Source organism: Cyanothece sp. BG0011 (assembly GCF_003013815.1).
In the GTDB taxonomy this organism is placed as follows: domain Bacteria; phylum Cyanobacteriota; class Cyanobacteriia; order Cyanobacteriales; family Microcystaceae; genus Crocosphaera.
In genome coordinates this window covers 25,926-47,561 of sequence record NZ_PRLH01000096.1, presented here as the reverse complement: position 1 = coordinate 47,561, position 21,636 = coordinate 25,926, and the positions used below count along the sequence as shown (strand labels likewise).

Below are 21,636 nucleotides of genomic sequence, written 5' to 3'. Positions count from 1 at the left end.
TTGTTCTGTTCAGGATCAACTCTCTTACATTAATCATTATTTATGAATAAAATTAAGTTATTTTTTCTTGTTTCTCTTATTTTCTTCCCTTTTTTCAAGGTTATAGCACAAACTAAAATTATTGATCATAAAAATGAAGATAATTTACCTATTTTAGTTAGTAATTTCTCCTCAACAGAGATTGAAACCATAGCGCAAAAAATTGCTAATGCTTACTTAAACAAGCGAATTATTACAGAATTTAACGATAACTTGACATCGGAACAAGCACAAATTATCCAAGAAAAAGTTATTAATATTTTAAGTTCTTCTCAAGGTGAATTAATTGGTTATAAAGCAGCATTAACGAATCCAAAAGCACAAGAAACCTTTAACGTTAATCAACCCTTATTAGGAATATTATTAGAAAATATGTTATTACCCTCAGGAACAAAAGTTCCTGGTAAGTTTGGGGCAAAACCCATGATAGAAGGTGATTTAATGGTAAGAGTCGCCAGTGAAAAAATTAATGACGCAACCACACCCGAAGAAACCTTACAATATTTAGATGCAGTAATACCTTTTCTAGAATTACCTGATTTAGTTTATGATCAAAACATCAAAGTTAATGGTGAAATGTTGACCGCAATTAATGCAGGTGCAAGATTAGGGGTTGTCGGTGATGTTATAGCGTTAAATCAAGAAACAAACACAAATAATAGTCTTAAAAATATTTCTGTCACCTTAATAGATGAGTCAGGAGAAATCATTGTTCAAGGGAATAGTAATGCTTTATTAGGTGATCCTTTAAATGTCGTATTTTGGATCAAAGAAAGATTAAAATCTCAAAATAAAACCTTGAAAAAAGGTGATTTATTATCATTAGGAAGTATCACACCCTTGATACCAGTAGAAGCAGGAAAAATGATTTTAGCTGAATATGAAGGATTACCCAAAAGTGAAACACAAACAATTATTGTTACTTTTGAATAAAATTATCTGAATTATGATAAAAAATAACCGAAATTCAGTTTGTAGGGTGGGCAAAAGGAGATAATTTTTCGCTCAATTAAGAATTGATTAATCCTTGCCCACCTTAGAAATGATAATGGTGGGCAAAATTAACCATTAAGTGTCCTTATTCTTTACATTAAGCATTTGCCCACCCTACAGACTGGGAAAACAGGATCGCTAATAACGAAACCCTTGATGTCATAGCTGTTCCCGTTTCTTGGACAACACCTATTAACTAACATCTGATAAAATAGATTAAGTTGTAAAGATTAACTATGAATAAAAATAATTGTAATCCAGTTCTATTAGTCCACGGAATTTATAATACATCAGCTAAATTTAATACCATGACAACCTATTTGACTAATTTAGGTTGGTCGGTTCATCGTTTATCCCTTAAACCTAATAATGGTGATGGTCATTTAGAACATTTAGCCCAACAAGTTCATGATTATATTCACAACAATTTTGACCCTAAACAACCCATTGATTTAATTGGGTTTAGTATGGGAGGATTAGTCACTCGCTATTATTTACAACGTTTAGGAGGAGTGGAAAAAGTTCAACGTTATATTAATATTTCTGCCCCCAATAATGGAACGATTACTGCTTACGCATTACCCAACCCAGGAATTAAGCAAATGCGTCCTAATAGTCAATTTTTACAAGACTTAAATAAGGATTTAGAAACGACTTTAACTAAGATTGATGTTACCGTAATTTGGACTCCTTTTGATTTGATGATTTTTCCTGCATCCAGTTCTAAAATAGACATAGGAGAAGAGATAAAGTTACCTGTTTTAATCCATGAACAAATGGTAACTAATCAGAAACTTCTAAAAACCATTTCTCATACCCTTTCTAAACCCCTGAAAATCAACAAAATATCCGCTAAACTGTAAAAAAAGAAACTTATTGTAACGATGGATTCTAAGTTAGAACAAGTTAAACTAAAATATCAACAAGGACAAGCATTATTAGACCGGGGACAATATCGGACTAGCGTCAAAACTCTCGAAGAAGCAAAATCGTTAGTTAACCCGTCTTCAAAGTTAGGAGGAGAGGTTCAACTGTCTCTAGTCACCGCATATCAAGGAATAGATAAGATGGATGATGCGATCGCCCTTTGTGAAGAATTAACCCGTCATCCTAACTTAGGGATTCGTCAACAAAGTCAACGGATATTATACATTCTTAAAGCACCTCAGTTAAAGCGTCCTGAAGCATGGATGACGAAAATTCCTGTAACGACCTCAGAAGATAACCCAACCCCTCGCTATGTGCAAGCAAAACCAGCGACTAAACCCATTAAAAAAACATCCCTCGACTTAGAAGATATTAGTCAAATGGATACCAAAGATAATGGGTTTATTGGGTTAGCGTTAGGGTTATTTATTATCATTATTGGTGGGTTAATTTGGTTAAGTTAAGGGTTATTACTTCTTAGCTTTTTTGGGGTTCTAATGATTCAATTATCCCCAATAATTCCCGTTCAAAAGTAACTTGAGATCGGTTAGTTTTTCCGCCAATATAACAATGTTCATCTTCTTGTAAGACCCAAATTTGAGAATGAGATACATAACTCATGATCACACCCATCATTAATAAACCAAAACCAGTATACACAAAAGGAATACCCGGATCGGCTTTAATTTGTAATCCTGTGCTACCAATTAATTGATAAATTTTTAGTTTGACTCCGTTAATTTCTAAGATCATTCCAGGTCTTACCGCACTGTAAAGATCCCCTTTTTGATCATAAACCATCATCGTGCCTTGTAGGTCTTTGGCTAATAAAGAAACCCCTTCACTTAAATCGGGTTTTGTGGGTATCCAGGTTCCCCAAATTCGACCGTTTCCATTGGTATCTAACGGGGCCATGGGAAGCTGGAAAATGGGACTATTATTAACTTGTGCTTGAACTCCTGCAATTCCCCAATCAGTTTGATAAAAAGTAACACCATTATAACGTAAAGGTTCATTAACATAGATTGTTTTCTGCTTTAATTCTTCCCCATCATTATTAATCACAGAAAGGTCAGAATAAAACTGATCAATGGTTCCATCGGGAGTGTAATCAATCCAAAATCGATTGACTCGAATTCCCCAATCTGTCGGGATTTGTGGTTGAGATAAGGGACCTGCTTCGATAATATTATTAACCTTAAAATTAGTGCCACTGGGTACCATTGCTTGGGCTAAAAATCCTGTTAATGCGCCCCAAATCGCACCCCCTAATATGATTAACATGGCAGCATGAACCACAATCGGCCCTATTTTTCCGATGATTCCTTTTCTAGCATAAATTGCCTTATTTTCTTGAAAGGTTTTATAACCTTTCTGCTCTAAAATATCGTTTACAGAATTTATGTCTTCAATGTCTAATTCTGTGCTTAAGGCTAACTTTTGAAACTGCCGAGGTTTCTGGTAAAAATTCCATTTTCTCGCTGCTTTTAACGCCGGAAATTGACGGGTAAAGGTACAAGCGGTTAAGCTAGTGCCAAACAGCACTAATAGGGATAAAAACCACCAGGTTGTATAAACATGGTTGAGTCCTAAAATTAAGATAACTTTCCAGCTTAAAAAGCCAAATAAGGCCGGATCTTCGGGATAGTTTTGTTGATAAAAAGGTATACTTTCACCTTGTTCGATGATAGTTCCACTAATACTAAATAAAGCGATCGCTAATAAGAGAACAATGGCTAAACGAAGATCAGCAACGATTTTAATCAGTTGTCTAAATCCTTGTTTCGGTAAGGATAGATTGTCAGGGGTTTGAGGAGTATCAGATATTGTCATAATAAACACCTTATCTTACTTTCATTATAAAGCGATCGCTGGTTAGTTGCGATCTTTATTTTATCTTGTTTTTCACCACCATCTTTCCTTGAAAATAGTGTCATTCTTAATATTTTTTTAAGCTGAAATTGTCACAAAATTGCTGGTTAATTTTGACTTGACATGATATTATATACATAATGGAAAAGGTTTGCGCCTGTTATCTCTCTTAATAAGTAGAAAAAGCAAGGTGAAACGACTATCATCATCTTCATAAGTTAAGACAAGTTATTTAAGGGTAAGCGAGATAATAAAGAAAACATCCCGAATACAATTAAGAAAACCCCACTAACGGGATTAATCCAAGTAGACCAACGACGTAATTCTAACAACTTTTTCAGAGTAGCGGTAAAGGTTCCTGCTAAGATTAAAGGAAGAACATAACCCACCGTATAAGCTAATAATAAGACTCCTCCTAAAATTAAGTCTTGTTTAGTAGCAACCCACCCTAATAATGTCGCTAAAACTGGGGTACTGCAAGGAGAAGCAACTAAACCGAAAGTTAACCCTAAAGAATAGGAACGAATTCCGGGGGGAAGCTCATCAGAAATCCAATTTGTTTCTCCTAAAGAGGGAAATTGAAAAGAAATAACCTCTAGGAGATTTAACCCCATTAAAATAGCAACCACACTAACAAAAATTGGTAATCCTACGCCAATTTGTCCATAAACTTTTCCTAAAGATGCTGCTAGAATACCCAACCCGGCTAAAGTCGTAGCTAACCCCAAAGAAAACCAAGTCGATTGACGCATTCCTTGCAATTTTCCTTGAGATTCATAACCCCCAATGTAAGCAATGGTAATGGGTAACATCGACAGCATACAAGGAGTTAAACTGGTTAATAATCCTGCTAAAAAAATGATAGCAACACTAATCAAACTAAGATGATCAAGTTCTAGAGAAACTAAGCGATTAGCAAATTGTTGAAGATGATAAAGTTGAGTTTGTAAAGCATCAAGCATAATCAAAAACGATGACAATAGAGTGACTTATATTTGATTATAACTTAATTCTCTTGACCTTGACTGGTATGGGATTGGATATTAGCCAAAAAATGACCAATCAAATATAAAGAACCTGCTATAACAATGATTTGGTCAGATGGTTGATGATTGATTGCTTTTTCTAGAGCAGAAAAAACGTCTTTTTCCTTATTAATTGCTGTTAATTGCGGACATATTTCCTCTGCTAATCTTGCTAAATTATCAGGGTTTTCTGTACTGTGATCAGGGACAGGAACTAAATATAAAATATCATTTTTTTTCAATAATTCTTGAAAGACTTTATCATGTTCTTTGGTCGATAACATTCCCATAATCCAAATAACAGACTTATCCAAAGTGTCAACATAATGACGTAACATTTTAGCGGCAGCCGGATTATGGGCTCCATCGATTAAAATAGAACAATTTTGCCATTTTATCCATTGTATTCTCCCCAACCATTGAGTCTTTTTAATACCCTGTTTAATCTGCTCATCGGTAATATTCCAACCTATTTCCTGTAATAATTTTATGGTTTCGATGGCTAACGCAGAATTATTTAACTGCATTTTCCCGAGTAAAGGTAAGGGATACTCAATATTTTTATAGATAGCAGAATTATTATTAATTGGGTGGGCAGCTTCGACCCAAATAGAAGGACAATTTAAAGCGTTAATTTGAGACTCAAAAACCGATTTAACTTCATCAGGAACTTGACCCATAATAACCGGACAGTGTGACTTAAAGATCCCTGCTTTTTCGCCAGCAATATCTTTGACTGTTGGTCCTAAACGTTGCCAGTGTTCTCGACTCAGAGACGTTATGACTGTCACTAAAGGATTAGAACAAACATTAGTGGCATCTAAACGACCCCCTAACCCCACTTCGATAATAGCAATATCCACTTTTTTCTGAGCAAAATAAAGAAAAGCGGCTGCTGTAATAATTTCAAATTGTGTCGGACTATCGTGAGTAATATCAAGAGAATTTTGTATTTTCAGTAAAATAGATTCAAGTTCAACTTCTGAAATGGGTTGATTATTCAGACAAATTCTTTCCGTCCAATCAATTAAATGGGGAGATGTATAACGCCCCACTTGATAACCAGCTTCAGTCAAAATGGAAGATAAATAGGCACAAACCGAACCCTTGCCATTGGTTCCCCCCACATGAATGATCGGGATGTTTTGCTGAGGATTATTCAGTTGATTTAATAAACTTTTAATCCGTTCTAACCCCAGATGAACACCAAACCGTTGAAAGCTTTGTAAAATAGCACTAATACTCATCAATACTTAATACCAAGTCAAAGAACTGTTATGAATTAATGTAAATTATGAGCCATGACCTATTCCTTATGTAATAATTTTCTAACATAGAGTGGTCAACTGACAAAAATTAACGCTAGACTAATACGTAACTCATACTCACAGTGCCAGCATAGCGGACAAATACTTATAGATAGTAACGTCAATAACCTAACAATTTTAGGTTTGATCGTTAGAAAAACTAATAACAGACCTTTTTAGACAAAAGTTAAAGTTATCTATCTACCAATCCAAAAAAGCTGTGTATAATGGGATGATGAGTGAGGCTATAAACTCTGTAGTCAATCTAATGGTGTGAGGAAAGCTGAAAATGCTGAAATTATTATGGAAAACCTTGCTGGTTAGTCCAGCATTCGTGGGAGTTGTACTAGCATCTAGCCATGCTGCTGCTGAAAGTACAGCCCAGTCTGAGTTTGAATTTAATCAAAGTGCAACCCAAGGGGTAGAACTTGCCCAAGCACAAGACGAATTATTAGAAAAGCTTGAAAATTACAGCCAAGAAGGTAACTCTAACAGTAACGATCAGGTTACCAGTGTGAGTGAATTGCGGGATGTTTCCCCCACTGACTGGGCTTACGAAGCATTAAGAAGCTTAGTTGAGCGTTACGGTTGTATCGTTGGTTATCCTGACCGTACGTTCCGAGGCAACCGCGCCACCTCCCGTTGGGAATTCGCTGCAGGTTTAAACGCTTGTTTAAACACCATGGAACGTTTAATCCAAGAAAACGTTGCGGTACTGCGGGAAGACATCGAAAAGCTCAAGCGTTTAATGCAAGAATTTGAAGCGGAACTCGCTGCATTAGGGGCGCGGGTCGATAACTTAGAAGGTCGGGTTGCCTTCTTAGAAGATCACCAATTCTCCACTACCACCAAGTTAGTCGGTGAAGTGATCATGGCGGCAACGGCCGCTGGTGGAAGTCGTTCTTCTGAAGACAACCAGGCCGTGCTACAAGACCGGGTTCGCTTAAGCTTCAACACCAGTTTCAGTGGGGAAGACCTCTTAGTTACCCGTTTATCTGCCAGTACAGGTACAGGAACTGACCGTTTTACATTAAACGAGCCTAACCTACGAGTTATCAACCCTGCCACCGGTCAACCCATTGGTATTGCCTTTGAAGAAAATACCTTAATTAACCCCACCGCAACTCAAACCTTTAACATTGGGCCTCGTCGGAACGAACAAGACAACGACGTAACCATTGACTGGGTTGGTTACTACGCGCCCATTGAACCTTTAAACAACTTCAAAATTGATACCTACATCACCGCTTGGGGTGGACGTTGGCACCACTTCGTCCCTACCTTAAACCCCTTCTTCGAGGACTTTGACGGCGGTAAAGGTTCTTTGAGTACCTTCGCTCAACGTAACCCCATCTACCGTATCGGTGGTGGTGCTGGTGCTGGTATGAGCTTCCAGGTTGGGTTCTTAGAAAGTTTACTCGGTCCGACCTCTGTTAGCTTTGGTTACTTAGCAGGAACCGCTAACGATCCTTGTCTCAACGGTGGTGGACAAAACCCCGATGGTAGCATCCGTGGTTGTCAAAACAGTAATGCCGACAACCCTGCTACTCCCGGATTTGAATATGCAGAAAGTGATGGCGGTAACGGCTTATTCAACGGTAACTATGGTGCTTTAGCACAAGTTAATACTAACCTCTTCGACGTGGTTAATATCGCTTTCACCTACGTTCACGCTTACCATAAACCTGATGCGCCTATCTTCGGTTCTGGTATTCCTTTCGGACCTGGAGAAGTCGGTACTTCCTTTGCTAACTTCTCTCGTTCTGAGTTAAATAACGCCTTTGCTGCTGGTTCTATCGGTGCTCCCGGAACCAGTACCCCAGCATATAACAGCGAAGCTAACGACCAAGGATTACTTCCTGTTAACCCCTTCGATATCGGTGGTAAAGTCACCAACAGTTATGGTGGTGAATTCACCTGGCGTGTCGCTGAATGGATGAACTTCAGTGCCTTTGGTTCTTTCACTAACGTTCGTTTCATCGGTCGTGGTTTAAGTGCTGAAGTTTGGACCGGTGGTGGTGGTTTCGCCTTCCCCGATCTCTTCAAAGAAGGAAACCTCTTAGGTATCTTTGCAGGGGTTCAACCCTATCATGGTGGTCGTAACCGTCCTACCACAGCCGACTTCTTTGAACTTCCCAGTCGTAACCCTGTGACGGCTGAAGTCTTCTATCGTTATCAAGTGACTGATAACATTTCTATTACTCCTGGTGTTATCTGGATCGCTAACCCCGACCAATTTGTTAACATCCAGGGTGCTGACGACGAAGTCATTGGAACCGTTCGCGGAACCTTCTCCTTCTAAAGTTTGATAACCCTAGTTTGATCTAAGCTCAAGTATTAGTTAACCCTGTTATATACAGGGTTTTTTCTTTTATATAACATTACGTGCTAGGGAAGGCCAGAATACAGGGATTAGGGAACAAGCAACAGTATGCTGTAACTAGGTTTGAGGAATTAGAAATGTCTTAACTGTAATGCTATTCTATTCATTAATCCAATTTATAGTTATTTTCTTACCTTTAACCTGGTTAACATCAATTCTTGCACTATCCATATAAGTGTGAGCACCAAAAGTTTTAGCCTTCCAAAATTCTATTTTTCCACCGGCTAAACGAGAATTTTGAATATCTGACGTACAACTTAGACGAGAATCATCTTGTGTGACAATTAAATTAATGAGTTTTCCTTGACCATCTAAGATTTTTAGGCCTTTCCACCAAGAAACATTGTGAGATGCCTGTAAACAAAATTGTGTAACATTTGAATTCTGTAAAGGTTGTACCGTAGAGGAAAGTTGGTTGCCATCAACCCGAAAATAACTATTTAAGAGTAAATACTCTGCTTCTATAGCATTAACTATCATCGTTGTCCCTAACAGAGACGCTAAACTAAAACCAAGACTAAATACGGCATGACTTACTTTAGAATTTCCTTTCATGATGCGTTAACCACCTAATAGATTGATTACACTGTTAACTATATTGAATGATTCAGTCCATGTCAGTCCCATAAATAAGGGAATCTCAACAATTGAATCGTATAAAATTAGGGAAATAAAGCTAAACTGTTGTTAATTATGTTATTAAGTCCTCATCAAAGAGAAAAATTTGACCCCAGTAACGATCAAGATTTTTATGCCTCTCCTCGTTTTGTCACCCATGTTGATGAAGGATTTATCGATCAATTAACGAATCTTTATCGAGAACGTTTAAAACCCGGCACACGCATTTTAGACTTAATGAGTAGTTGGGTGTCTCATCTTCCCGATGAGATGGAATTTGACCATGTAGAAGGTCATGGAATGAACCAAGAAGAGTTGGCCAAAAATCCTCGCCTTGATCATTATTTTCTGCAAAATCTGAATGATAATCCGAAATTACCTTTAGATGATAATGATTTTGATGCGGTTTTGATTGCCGTTTCGGTTCAATATTTACAATATCCTGAAGCGATTTTTTCAGAAATTCAGCGCATTCTTAAACCTGGTGGCATCGTGATGGTTAGTTTTTCTAATCGAATGTTTTATCAAAAAGCCATTTCTGCTTGGCGTGATGGCACTGATGCCATGAGACTTCAGTTAGTTAAAAATTATTTTAGGTCGGTGTCAGGGTTTAGTAAACCAGAAGTGGTCATGAATGTATCGCCGCTGCCTAGCTTTTTACAAATGTTAGGAATGATGGGAGCCGATCCATTTTATGCTGTTATTTCCCATAAACTGACATCATAAATTAAGTAGATCACAAAGATCCTAGTTAGGATTGCGGGGGAGCTCCGGAGACCGGAGCGGAGGAGAAAGAAAATAGAATAAAAATAAAAAATTAGGGAATATGATTGAGATTCTTAGAGATTTATAACCTTTTGAACTTTTATTTACTCTAAAATACTTTAAAACAATCTCCCCTTCTCCCCACTCCTCGCGCGTTCACGCTTGTCGGGGAACCCGACCGGGGTCGCTCGTCTCCCTTGCAGCCCAAACAAGTAAGTTTTCGATCTACTGAAATTGGTTTTTGGTGCAATTAAGCCATTGCACCCTATTGTCTCATCAACCAATCATATTAATGATTGTGGCTACCCATTGATGTTGAGCAAACCGTAGTGAAAAAGTAATTAATAACAACGTAAAAAAGGCCAAGGTACAATAACCCCAACGAGGCGATCGCGACAGGGTAACCCCTAAGGCAATGGATAAAGAAACAATACCATAAGCTAAACGATTTAAGGATATGGTTCCCCCGGAGGCTAATAATAGCCCCAACGCACATAACCCATAAACATAGACCACCAAACTTAAGCGTTGACGAGAACACCATAATAGTACCAGTCCCCCCAATACAGACAAGGTGTTTAAGAGAGGATCACCGCTTAACAGCCATAAGAAGAAGCCTAAACTGTATAAACTATAGTCAAAATACGGTTGAGGAATAGCAGCACGATAATGCCATAATCCGTAAGCAATGGCCATAATTAAGAGAAATAAAAAGGGATGCCAAGGATCGGCAATGGTTCCCGCAGCCCAATTTTTGCCCCCAATGGTAATTTCTGCCAACATTCGACCCCATCCTTCCCAGTCAATTCCTTGTTTCCGTTGCCACTCCGTATGCTGTACAGTAATAAAGGCAATGGGATCATTAAAATGAAACCAACAGTATAAACTGTATAAAAAGGTGCCTCCTCCACTGAGCAAACCTGCAACATAAGCCATTAAGGGCAGCTTTTTTTGCCAAGCAACCCACAAAAAAGTTGGAATTAACGCCAGTCCAGTAATACGAGTCGCTGTCGCTAATATTCCCCACACCATGGTTTGAGTATATTTTTTACTTTCAAAGCTAAATAACGCTAAACTACTGAATAGTAAAAAAACTCCTTCTGTATAGATAACTGTGCCAAAAATAGATAAGGGACACCAAGCTAAAGTAGCCACAACCCAACGAGCAACAAAAGGCGAATTCGTTTGTTTAATCCATCTATAAACAACAAATAAGGTCAGAAAAAAGGCAGTATTATTAACGAGAATACCCACCAAATTAGCCGATAAGCCTAGGGTCATTCCTAATCGAATTAATAAGGGAAACAAGGGAAAAAAAGCCACATTCGCTCCGGGTTCTGACCCTGAATTATCATAACTATTGGCTGCAATTTGTTGATATAAAGGACTATCCCAAGCTGAAAAGACTTCCCATCCAAAATTAACCCCACTTTGCTCTGATGGCACCGATACCAAAGGAGCGATCGCCATCATGGTCACAATGATAATTGTTCGACTCAATACACCCATTAAGAGAACAAAATACCATTCATTTTGTAATATTTTACTCAAAAAATATCCCATTATTCTATAATTGTATAAATCCATAACTATAATATGTCATACTTTTACCCAGTTTTTAGGTGGAAACCCATCAAACCCCAGAAAGTTCCTCAATATGGTAAAGCGGTTAAAAGCAAGGTTGAGTTTGACTGATTTTTCTATTATATTTAGTGAACTGGATTAATTAAATATTATTATGTCTCTTGTGTTTTCTAATCCCCTTAGTCCTGTTAGTTGGATCAAAAAGAATCTTTTTAGCAGTTGGTTTAATAGTTTTCTAACTCTTCTTAGTCTTCTTATTATTTCTTGGGTTGGCTCTGGATTAATTTCTTGGATATTTTTTCAGGCGCAATGGCAAGTGATCAGTGCAAATTTACGCTTATTTTTTGTTGGACAATATCCAGCTAATTTACTATGGAGAGCTTGGACAAGTTTAGCTATTATTATTAGTTTATTGGGTTTTTCTTGGGGGATTTTATCGAAGAAAAATCAGTTATTTACCTTTGTTAATTTAGCCATTTTGGGTCTAATCGCCTTAATATTAGCCTGGTTAGCTATTCCCATTAGTTTAGTTTCCAGTGCAAAATTATTAGGAATTTTATTGTTATTCGTTATTTTTGCTTTTTCAGGTAAACAACTTATTCAAAGATTCCCTAATTTTAAAAGTTGGTTATCGTTACTCTGGGCTATCACTTTCTTTCTCTTATTAGGATTATTACAAGGGGCTTTCTTTTTACGGAATGTACGATTAGATGATTTTAGCGGTTTAATTTTAACGATTTTTGTCGCTACCGTCAGCATTATTTTATCTTTTCCTTTTGGAGTCTTATTAGCATTAGGAAGACAAAGTGATTTATTAATGATTCGCTGGTTATCCATTGCCTATATCGAGTTAATTCGGGGTTTACCGTTAATCGGTATTTTATTTATGGCACAGGTCATGTTACCCTTGATTTTACCCCAAGAAATGCGAATTCAACGGGTTATTCGAGCCATTGCCGGCTTTACTTTATTTAGTGCGGCTTACCTAGCAGAAAATGTCAGAGGGGGTTTACAATCTATTCCTAAAGGGCAAAGTGAAGCAGCCAAAGCATTAGGATTAAATCCTTTTTTTGTCTTAATTTTAGTGGTTTTACCTCAAGCCTTAAGAGTGGTTATCCCTACTATTGTCGGTCAATTTATTAGTTTATTTAAAGATACTTCTTTATTAGCAATTGTCGGATTAGTGGATTTATTAGGAATCTCTCAATCTATTTTAGCTAATCCCAAATTTATTGGAACTTATGGAGAAGTTTATATCTTTGTTGCTGCTATTTATTGGGTCTTTTGTTATTCGATGTCTTTAATGAGTCGTCAAATCGAAAAAACTTGAACTCACATCTTCCACCTCCCTCCATCCCCCACACCCCCCACACCCCCCACACCCCCCACACCCCCCTTTATAAGGGGGGCAGGGGGGGTAGGGGCAGGGGGGGTAGGGGCAGGGGGGGTTAGGGGCAGGGGGGGTAGGGGCAGGGGGGGTAGGAACGGCGAACAGGGTTGAAAATAACCACAAAAGGTGGGCATTGCCCACCCTACGAGTTTAATAATAATTACCCACTTTTCGGTGATGAATGGCGGTTAACCCATCGGGGTTAGAAACCCGTCCATTGGTGACTTTACTGTAAACAATCCAATGATCACTACATTCCATGCGACTGACAACTTCGCATTCTAAATAAGCTAAGGCATCCACTAAAATGGGTGATCCATTCTTACCCGTTTGCACATTAATGCCTTCAAAGCGATCGGCCCCAGGGGGAAATCGTTTGAGAAAATGCTTCATTAAGGGTTGATATTTTCCTTCTTCAAGGATGTTTAACACAAAACTATCACCCACCTGCATTAAAGATTCGATCGCCCGATCTTTAGCCACGGCAACGGTAAACCCTGGAGGTTCAAAACTCGCTTGTGTCACCCAGGAAGCTAACATCGCCCCGTTCAGTTCTCCTTTATTTGCAGTTAGGATATATAAACCCCCACTAATACGACCGATCGCTTTATCTAAGTCGCTATCTAAGGACTTCCGTTGCTTCACTTTGCGATCTTGGCTTAAGGTTTGTCCTAAGTCAACCCCTGCTTCTTCACAGAGTTGATAAATGGCTTCACTAGGAGTATCTTTAACCCGAATGGAGTTAAACCCTTTACTTAAACCGGCTTCTCGAAACTTGGTTAATAGGGGATCGATGGGTTCGTCATTTCCTCCATAAGATTCAAACATCCCGATATACTGCTTATCTTTGGCTGCAGCAATAATGGTTCCAAGGTTACTGGTAGTTTCTTTGTTGTGGGAACCTTCTAAGGGAGGCATCCCAATAACTAAACCGGCCGAACGACTGACGATCTCGTTAACATCTTGGGTATCAGCCGATTTTAGATCCACCATTTCTACTGCCACACCAGTTTTGGTGATACCCTTAGCAATGGCTTGGGAAAGGCGATCGCTGTATCCGTAGTCTGACACATAGAACACGGCAACACTTTTATCGGCTTTGCTTTGTTCCTCGCTCCAGGTACGATAACGTTCCACTAACTCATGGAGATTATAACGTAATAATGGGCCATGACCATTGGCCACGGTAGAAATGGTTCCTAACTTATCCATGCGTTTCATAGCAGAAAGCACCGATCGCGCATTAGGGCCCATTAAACATTCATAATAAAAGTGATAATCTGGGGCAATCTCATCTAAATGTTCGTCATAAAGCAGATCAGAACAATAGTGCATCCCAAACACATCACAGGTAAAAAGGGTTTCAGTACCTTTATCGTAGGTTAAGATAGTGTCAGGCCAATGTAAGTTAGGCGCGCTGACAAATTCTAAAACATGACCTTTCCCTAAGTCTAAAGACTCCCCACTTTTAACCAAAATGCGCTCAAAGGGTTGATGAATAAAGTCTTCTAGAAAATTAATCGCTACTTTTGAACCCACTACTGTTGCTTGGGGAGCCAGTTCTAAGATATCTTTAACCAAACCACTATGATCCGGTTCAGTGTGACTAATGACTAGATAATCGATGGTTTTGGGGTCAATGAGTCCGGTTAAGGTATCTAGGTATAGTTGACGAAACTTAGCATGGGAAGTGTCTATAAGGGCAACTTTATCACCGCGAATGATATAAGAGTTGTAAGTGGTGCCATTTTGTAGGCCAAACTCGATGTCAAAGCGATCGCGATCCCAGTCCAAAGAACGTATCGTCGTGGTATCTTCAGCAATATCAGCCGTCTGTATGGTTAAACGGTTTTCTGTTTTGATGGGAGTTGCAACCATATCCCTCTCCGTATAATATTTCCATTTTTGTTTATATTGTGACACGCTTCTTGTCATAATGTGACTTGAAGTCCCTTGTAGAATGAGTAAGATTCGTTTAATTAGTTATTAGTTTTAGACATCATCTAATTCGTGGTACTGAGAATAACACTAACTCAGATAGATACAGCAACATTAACTAATACACCTAAAGAAACCTTTAATTGTTGTTTATTAGCCTCTTAATAAGCTTTCGTTTCAAATCTAATTGCATTAATCTGGTCATCAGAAACTTTAGCTCTTTGATTAAACACAATTTGATGAGTTATACTCCGTCAAATTTTGCTGAAATCTTTGTCAAATAAAAAAAAATAAGTTAAAATCTGTTTAAAATTATAATCGTATAGGGTTATGAGTGATCTTGTTCTTGATGTATCTAATCTCCGTATTGAATTCCCATTACAAGGAAAACCCAATAAGGTAGCCGTAGATAATGTTAATTTTCAACTGAAAAGAGGGGAAATTTTAGGAATTGTGGGAGAGTCAGGATCGGGAAAATCTGTGACCTCTTTAGCGATTATGGGACTGATTCAAAATCCTGGAAAAATTGTTGAAAGAAGTAGCATTAAATATTATCAGCCTTCACAAGATCAGATTGAATTAACCCAGTTAAAAGAGGAAAAATGGACAAAGTATCGTGGTAAAGAAATTGCCATGATTTTCCAAGAACCCATGAGTGCTTTTAACCCGGTTTATACTATAGGCTATCAATTAACTGAAGCCATAAAACTGCATCAAAATGTAAGTCAAGAACAAGCCAATCAAGAAGCCATTAAGTTATTAAAAAATGTCAGGGTTTTAAAGCAAACCTGCCCCGATAAACAAGCAAAAGCCTATTTAAAAAGATATCCCCATGAACTATCTGGGGGACAATTACAACGGGTTATGATTGCGATGGCTATTTCTTGTCAGCCTACTATTTTAATCGCTGATGAACCCACCACTGCTTTAGATGTAACAGTTCAAAAAGGAATTTTAGAGTTATTAAGAGGGCTTTGTAAAGATAATAATATTGCCATGATTTTCATTTCCCATGACTTGGGAGTGATTAATGAAGTTGCTGACAATATATTAGTCATGCGACATGGTAAAGTCGTAGAAGAAGGCAAAAAAGAACAAATTCTTCGCTATCCCCAAAATGGTTATACCAAAGGGTTACTCGCTTGTCGTCCTCCTCTCCATATTAAAGTAGATAAATTACCCACCGTTGCCGACTTTTTGAATGAGGAAGAAGATAAAGATTTATCTAAAAATAGTGATGTGATTTATAGAATTATTCCCCAGGATGAAATTGAAGCGAGAACCAAAGAAGCAGAAGAAAAGAAAGTTTTATTATCAGTAGAAAAGTTAAGTGTTGAGTTTGGAAAATCAGGATTTTTGGGACTAAAACCGAATAAATTTAAAGCAGTTAATAATATTAGTTTTCAGGTTTATGCTGGAGAAACGTTAGGATTAGTAGGAGAATCAGGCTGTGGAAAATCAACCTTAGCCAGAACAATTTTAAGACTCATTCCAGCAGCCAACGGCAATGTTTCCTTTGAAACCTATGAAATTTCTAAGCAATCTATGAGTAACAAATGGTTACGAAATCTTAGAAAAAATATGCAAATTGTTTTCCAAAATCCCTATAATTCTCTCAACCCAAGATTAACCGTGGGACAAGCGATCGCCGAACCGATGATTATTCATCAAACCCAACCCAATAGCAATAAAAGAAGAGAAATTGTAGAAGCCTTATTAACCTTAGTGGGACTAGATACCGATAGTTATAATCGTTATCCCCACGAATTTTCGGGAGGGCAAAGACAACGGGTTTGTATTGCCCGCGCCTTAGCTTTAAATCCTCGTTTTTTAATTTGTGATGAGTCAGTTTCAGCCTTAGATGTATCCGTACAAGCACAAGTTTTGAACCTGTTAAAAGACTTACAACAAAAGTTAAAATTAACCTGTATTTTTATTTCCCATGATTTAAGTGTCGTGCGATTTATGAGCGATCGCATTATGGTCATGAATCAAGGGGAAATTGTTGAAATAGGAGAAGCAGAACATATTATTAATCATCCTGACCAAGAATATACTAAAAATCTCCTCAATTCTATTCCTGAATTCCCTGAAGAATTGAGATGGACATCTGAAGATAAAGTTATTAGTGAACAGTAAATTTGATAACTGGTAACTGATAACTGGTAACTGATAACTAACTTAGGGCTTTTAACAGTTAGCTGTAATCTGTAAAAATCTATGCTAATCTATAATTATGGAAAAAAGATTAATCACGATAGGAGAAGCGGCAAAACTGTTAGGGACTACATTAACTGAAGAGGGAGATAAACTTTTTCAGGAAAAACAGAAAAAATGTTGAGTTTTAAGACAGAGCTAAAACTAAATAATAAGCAACGGTCTTTGATGGCTCAGCACGCTGGATGTGCTAGATTTGCCTACAATTGGGGATTAGCTCTAACTAAGGAAATCCTTAACCATAATCAAGCTAATCCCGATAATAAGCTAAAATTCCCTACTGGCATTGACCTCCATAAGCGATTTGTAGCTGAAGTTAAATCAGCCAATTCTTGGCTGTATCAGTCCTCTAAATGCGCTCCTCAACAAGCCTTAAGAGATTTAAGGGTAGCTTGGGATAGAGCCTTTAAGAAAATAGCTAAACCCCCTAAATTTAAAAAAAAAGGTGTTAAAGATGGCTTTTATCTAGAAGGTTCTATTAAGGTAGAACCATTACACATTAAACTGCCTAGAATCGGTTGGGTAAAAACTTATGAGATATTACCTTCTACCCAGGTAAAAAATGTCAGGATAACTCGAAAAGCTGATAGATGGTTTATCGCTTTTAAAGTAGATGCAACTCCATCGATATTGCCTAAAATGGGTAAGATCATTGGGGTTGATCTTGGCATTAAATCCCTAGCAGTATGTAGCAATGGGACTGTTTTTGAAAACCCTAGAGCTTACAAAAAACTAAAGAGAAAATTAGCTCATTTACAACGGGCTGTAAGCCGAAAGGTTAAAGGGTCTAATAATCGTAAAAAAGCTATTAAGGCATTAGCTAGACTTCACTATCGTATTAGTTGTATCCGTAAAAATGTCATCCATAAACTGACATCATGGCTCACCAAAAACCACAGTGTAGTTGTGATTGAGGATTTAAACGTATCGGGGATGTTGCGAAACCATAGATTAGCTAATGCTATAGCTGATAGCAGTCTGTATGAATGCCGTCGTCAACTTGAGTATAAAGCTAAGCTGTATGACACACAAATAATCATTGCTGATAGGTTTTATCCCTCTAGTCAGCTATGTTTTAACTGCGGTCATCGTCAAAAGATGCCACTACATAAACGAGTATTTGACTGTGAAAAGTGTAAGACGATAATTGACAGAGACTTAAACGCCTCTATCAATTTAGCGTCTTTGGCGGTAAGCTCTACCGTCTAATGCTTGTGGAGAGTTACACAAACCAGTTGCTTAGGCAATTGGGACTCAGTGAAGCAAGAATGAGACAGATAGTTACAGATTAGTGTGATTATTATAGGTTCTCAAGAGCGGCTTCACTCCGTTACCCTTTGTAGGATAGGATAAGAAAAATCTAGAATTATGTAACTGTATTTACAACTTATGTTTTTCAAATCTGCCTTATCTCGTATTCTCGCCCTAGTTTTGGTGGCGGTTGTCGCCTTAACCGGGTGTGGTAATAGTTCTGCCGGACTTTCTGGCAATTATAGCCAAGATACCCTAAAAGTGATCGAAACCCTCACCACAGCCATCGATTTACCCAATGACGCTGAAAATAAACAACAAATTCAGTCTTTAGCCAGAGAACAAATTAATGATTATATTTCTCGCTATCGACGGGAAGATAAATCTGGGGGACTTCGTTCCTTTACCACCATGCAAACGGCGTTAAATTCCCTCGCTGGTTATTATACTTCCTATGGGAGTCGTCCTATTCCCGAAAAGTTGAAAACCCGTTTAAAACAAGAATTCAAGCAAGCTGAAATCGCGATTAAACGAGGGATTTAGTTAAACCCCGTCGTAAATGACGGGGTGTTTTTGCTTATAATGTGTCAAGGTTTGATCGTTCAAGCCTTTTTTTATTACTCTTTTATGAAAGTCATGGCTTCTAAACTTACTCTCTCTTTAATCACAACCCTTATATTAAGTAGTAGTATGACTCCGGTTATTGCTTCTCCTACTGTTCCGATGCTGTTGTCACAAAATTATAGTAAGGAACAATTAGATGAATTATTACGTCGCGGTAGAGATTATGTTGATAAAGGAGACTATCAACGGGCGATCGCCACTTACCAACAAGCAGCCAATTTAGATAAAGATAACGCGAGAATCTTCTCAGGGATTGCTTATTTACATAGTCGTCAAGGAAACTATCAAGCTGCCGTCAAATATTATCAACAAGCCCTTTCTCTTGATTCAAGTAACGCTAATTTTTATTATGCCCTGGGGGATAGTTTAGCCAATATTGGTGACAATAATAATGCTGCTTCTGCTTATTATTATGCTATTCAACTGAACCCCCAATCCATTAAAAGTTATATTGGGTTAGGAGTGGTTTTACTCCGTCAAGAAAATTATGAAGGGGCAGCCGAAGCCTATAAACGAGTGATTGCCCTTGATCCTAATAATCCTGAAGCCTTTGCTATTATGGGATCATCTTTATTACAACAAAAACAATTAGATCAAGCTTTACAATACTTAGGTAATGCGGTTCAACGGTTTCCAGGAGATGTAGATTTAAGGTTATTATTAGCCACTGCTTATTTACAACAAGGACAACTAGAATTAGGGCAAGAACAATTAAAAAGAGCAGAAAGACTTGACCCAAGTAATACAAAAATTCAGTTGAAAATTGCCCGTATTTTTGAGGTTCAAGACAATCTAGATGAGGCACTAAAAATTTACCGTCGTATTTCTTATCTGAATCGCAAATCTCCAGAAGCTTATGCCGGAGTCGGTAGAATTCAACTAGCTCAACAAGATTATTTAGGAGCCATTATTACTTATAAAGATTTAATTGAAATTATTCCTCAAAACCCTGAACCCTATTACTATTTAGGAGTTGCTTTTAAAGAAAGACAGAGAAATAGTGAAGCGAAAAAAGCCCTACAATACGCCAAACAACTGTATCAAGAATACGATAATACAGAAGGAATCAAGAAAGTTGATGAATTGTTAAAACAACTCTAACGAGAACAGGTATAATTAAAAATATTGGTAGGGACAATGGATAATTGTCTTAAAGTGTAGATAATGTACTAGGAGTTATTCTCATGGTTAAAACCCTTTCTACTATGTTACCTTTGGGAACCAAAGCCCCAGATTTTTCGTTAGAAGATGTGGTATCAGGTCAGAAAATTTCCCTCCATACCTTTGCTGATAAAAAAGCTTTATTAGTGATGTTTATTTGCGTTCACTGTCCTTTTGTCAAACATCTTCAAGACGCTTTGGCAGCATTAGGAAAAGAATACATAGATAAAGGTTTAGGCATCGTAGCTATTAGTGCGAATGATATCGCTAAACATCCGGATGATGCTCCTGAAAATATGAAAAAAATGGCAGAAACCTTAGGGTTTAATTTTCCTTTTTGTTACGATGAAAGTCAAGAAGTCGCTAAAGCTTATACCGCCGCTTGTACCCCTGATTTTTTCCTATTTGATAGGGATAATAGTTTAGTTTATCGGGGCCAATTTGATGATAGTCGCCCCGGTAATGAGGTTCCTATCACGGGAAAAGACTTAAAAGCAGCGATAGAAGACGTTTTACGGGATAGAACTGTTGATACTCAGCAAAAACCCAGTATTGGCTGTAATATCAAATGGAAAGCAGGGAATGAACCCCCTTACTTTGGCGCATAATCTTAACAACTTGGGAGAATTATCCATTGGGTGGTGTCATTGAACTGGATTTGTTAGATTTAGGATGGTCTTTGGGCATCATGGCCATTGCTGTGATCCTGTCAAAGTGGCAAGGGTTAGGCTTAGAAGGACAACTTATCTTGGCCACCGGGCGATCGCTACTCCAACTTTTAGCTGTGGGTTACGTCATCGCCGCTATCTTTGAATTAAACCATCCTCTCCCGGTTTTACTCATTTTAGGGGTGATGTTAACCATTGCCACCCAAGTCACCCGTAACCGCATCCCTCGCAAGGGAAAGGGGTTTTTTCCTTTGATTTGGGGATCGTTATTGGTGAGTAGTGGGTTAACCCTGAGTTATACCCTCGCTTTGATTATTCAACCGGATACTTGGTATTCTCCCCAGTATTTAATACCGTTAGCGGGCATGATCTTGGGAAATGCCATGAATAGTGCGTCTTTGTCTGGGGAACGCCTGATTACGGCTATTTCCCATAACCAGCTTGAGGTAGAAACCTATTTATGTTTAGGGGCTACCCCCAAAGAGGCGATCGCCCATTATCGTAAAGAAGCCATTCGGGTGAGCTTAATTCCTACTTTAAATCAAATGATGGTCGTGGGTTTAGTGAGTTTACCCGGAATGTTTACGGGACAAGTTTTAGGAGGAACCGAACCGTTAAACGCAGCTTCTTATCAAATTTTAATTTTATTTATGATTATGTTAACCAATATTTTAACGGCTATTTTGGTGACAGAAGGGGTGTATCGTCGCTGTTTTAATGAACAAGCACAGTTAACATAGCAGTTTTCATCCTCGTGAGGTACACAGGTGATCCCTTTAAGCCAATAGGCAAGGGTTCTCCCCCTAATAAAAGGGGGAGTTAGAGGGGGTGGCAAGGGTAGGAAGTCAAAAGTTGTTTGGCTGATGCTCACGGC

18 protein-coding genes are annotated in these 21,636 nt (G+C 38.1%); 12 read left to right on the top strand and 6 right to left on the bottom strand.

Translation table 11 applies throughout. The features are described 5' to 3' along the window. Nucleotides 1–42: 42 nt before the first annotated feature. The 3 genes from C4E06_RS12490 (at nt 43) to C4E06_RS12480 (ending at nt 2,423) form a co-directional block, all read left to right on the top strand. On the top strand, nt 43–972 hold the full coding sequence (locus C4E06_RS12490) for a 2-keto-4-pentenoate hydratase (RefSeq protein WP_107668362.1): 930 nt from the start codon (nt 43–45) through the stop codon (nt 970–972). Between the two features lie 296 nt (nt 973–1,268). Continuing rightward, nucleotides 1,269–1,895 (top strand): triacylglycerol lipase, encoded by a 627-nt coding sequence (locus tag C4E06_RS12485; protein ID WP_107668361.1) that lies wholly within the window; start codon nt 1,269–1,271, stop codon nt 1,893–1,895. Nucleotides 1,896–1,916: 21 nt separating this feature from the next. Continuing rightward, nucleotides 1,917–2,423 carry a hypothetical protein gene (locus C4E06_RS12480; RefSeq protein ID WP_107668360.1) on the top strand — a complete coding sequence of 169 codons (507 nt, stop codon included), beginning with the start codon at nt 1,917–1,919 and terminating at the stop codon, nt 2,421–2,423. A 13-nt stretch (nt 2,424–2,436) separates the two neighbouring features. Here the strand turns inward: C4E06_RS12480 and C4E06_RS12475 are convergent, their stop codons facing one another. From C4E06_RS12475 to C4E06_RS12465, 3 genes are all read right to left on the bottom strand, one after another. After that, nucleotides 2,437–3,792 (bottom strand): cytochrome c biogenesis protein, encoded by a 1,356-nt coding sequence (locus tag C4E06_RS12475; protein WP_107668359.1) that lies wholly within the window; start codon nt 3,790–3,792, stop codon nt 2,437–2,439. Nucleotides 3,793–4,049: 257 nt separating this feature from the next. Next, nucleotides 4,050–4,793: a cytochrome c biogenesis protein CcdA gene (locus C4E06_RS12470; protein ID WP_107668358.1), complete on the bottom strand. Its 744-nt coding sequence runs from the start codon at nt 4,791–4,793 to the stop codon at nt 4,050–4,052. Between the two features lie 44 nt (nt 4,794–4,837). Continuing rightward, nucleotides 4,838–6,103 (bottom strand): folylpolyglutamate synthase/dihydrofolate synthase family protein, encoded by a 1,266-nt coding sequence (locus C4E06_RS12465; protein ID WP_107668357.1) that lies wholly within the window; start codon nt 6,101–6,103, stop codon nt 4,838–4,840. 349 nt (nt 6,104–6,452) lie between these two features. On the opposite strand from C4E06_RS12465, the gene C4E06_RS12460 reads away from it, so the two are divergent. Further along, the gene (locus C4E06_RS12460) at nt 6,453–8,465 is read left to right on the top strand and encodes an iron uptake porin (RefSeq protein WP_107668356.1); all 2,013 of its coding nucleotides are present in this window, start codon (nt 6,453–6,455) and stop codon (nt 8,463–8,465) included. Nucleotides 8,466–8,645: 180 nt separating this feature from the next. Here the strand turns inward: C4E06_RS12460 and C4E06_RS12455 are convergent, their stop codons facing one another. Next, nucleotides 8,646–9,101: a hypothetical protein gene (locus tag C4E06_RS12455; RefSeq protein ID WP_107668355.1), complete on the bottom strand. Its 456-nt coding sequence runs from the start codon at nt 9,099–9,101 to the stop codon at nt 8,646–8,648. A gap of 138 nt (nt 9,102–9,239) precedes the next feature. Between C4E06_RS12455 and C4E06_RS12450 the strand changes: the two genes are divergently transcribed. Further along, nucleotides 9,240–9,890 (top strand): class I SAM-dependent methyltransferase, encoded by a 651-nt coding sequence (locus C4E06_RS12450; protein ID WP_107668354.1) that lies wholly within the window; start codon nt 9,240–9,242, stop codon nt 9,888–9,890. Between the two features lie 315 nt (nt 9,891–10,205). On the opposite strand, the gene C4E06_RS12445 is transcribed toward C4E06_RS12450, so the two are convergent. After that, nucleotides 10,206–11,492, bottom strand: a complete 1,287-nt coding sequence (locus C4E06_RS12445) for a hypothetical protein (protein ID WP_107668353.1) — start codon at nt 11,490–11,492, stop codon at nt 10,206–10,208. Between the two features lie 175 nt (nt 11,493–11,667). On the opposite strand from C4E06_RS12445, the gene C4E06_RS12440 reads away from it, so the two are divergent. Beyond that, a complete protein-coding gene (locus C4E06_RS12440) occupies nt 11,668–12,843 on the top strand; it encodes an amino acid ABC transporter permease (RefSeq protein ID WP_107668352.1) in 1,176 nt (391 codons plus the stop codon). Between the two features lie 210 nt (nt 12,844–13,053). Here C4E06_RS12440 and C4E06_RS12430 read toward each other — a convergent pair whose 3' ends face one another. Beyond that, entirely contained in the window at nt 13,054–14,781 is a 1,728-nt protein-coding gene (locus C4E06_RS12430; protein ID WP_107668351.1) for a diflavin flavoprotein, read from the bottom strand. A gap of 390 nt (nt 14,782–15,171) precedes the next feature. On the opposite strand from C4E06_RS12430, the gene C4E06_RS12425 reads away from it, so the two are divergent. From C4E06_RS12425 to fetB, 6 genes are all read left to right on the top strand, one after another. Further along, entirely contained in the window at nt 15,172–16,980 is a 1,809-nt protein-coding gene (locus C4E06_RS12425) for an ABC transporter ATP-binding protein (protein ID WP_107668350.1), read from the top strand. 195 nt (nt 16,981–17,175) lie between these two features. Then, the gene (locus tag C4E06_RS12420; protein ID WP_107668349.1) at nt 17,176–18,267 is read left to right on the top strand and encodes an RNA-guided endonuclease TnpB family protein; all 1,092 of its coding nucleotides are present in this window, start codon (nt 17,176–17,178) and stop codon (nt 18,265–18,267) included. Nucleotides 18,268–18,447: 180 nt separating this feature from the next. Then, nucleotides 18,448–18,852, top strand: a complete 405-nt coding sequence (gene psb27, locus C4E06_RS12415; protein ID WP_107668348.1) for a photosystem II protein Psb27 — start codon at nt 18,448–18,450, stop codon at nt 18,850–18,852. Nucleotides 18,853–18,891: 39 nt separating this feature from the next. Then, nucleotides 18,892–20,034, top strand: a complete 1,143-nt coding sequence (locus tag C4E06_RS12410) for a tetratricopeptide repeat protein (protein ID WP_107668347.1) — start codon at nt 18,892–18,894, stop codon at nt 20,032–20,034. 83 nt (nt 20,035–20,117) lie between these two features. Continuing rightward, the gene (locus C4E06_RS12405) at nt 20,118–20,702 is read left to right on the top strand and encodes a thioredoxin family protein (RefSeq protein WP_107668346.1); all 585 of its coding nucleotides are present in this window, start codon (nt 20,118–20,120) and stop codon (nt 20,700–20,702) included. A 26-nt stretch (nt 20,703–20,728) separates the two neighbouring features. Continuing rightward, on the top strand, nt 20,729–21,502 hold the full coding sequence (gene fetB, locus C4E06_RS12400; RefSeq protein ID WP_107668345.1) for an iron export ABC transporter permease subunit FetB: 774 nt from the start codon (nt 20,729–20,731) through the stop codon (nt 21,500–21,502). The last annotated feature ends 134 nt before the right edge of the window (nt 21,503–21,636 follow it).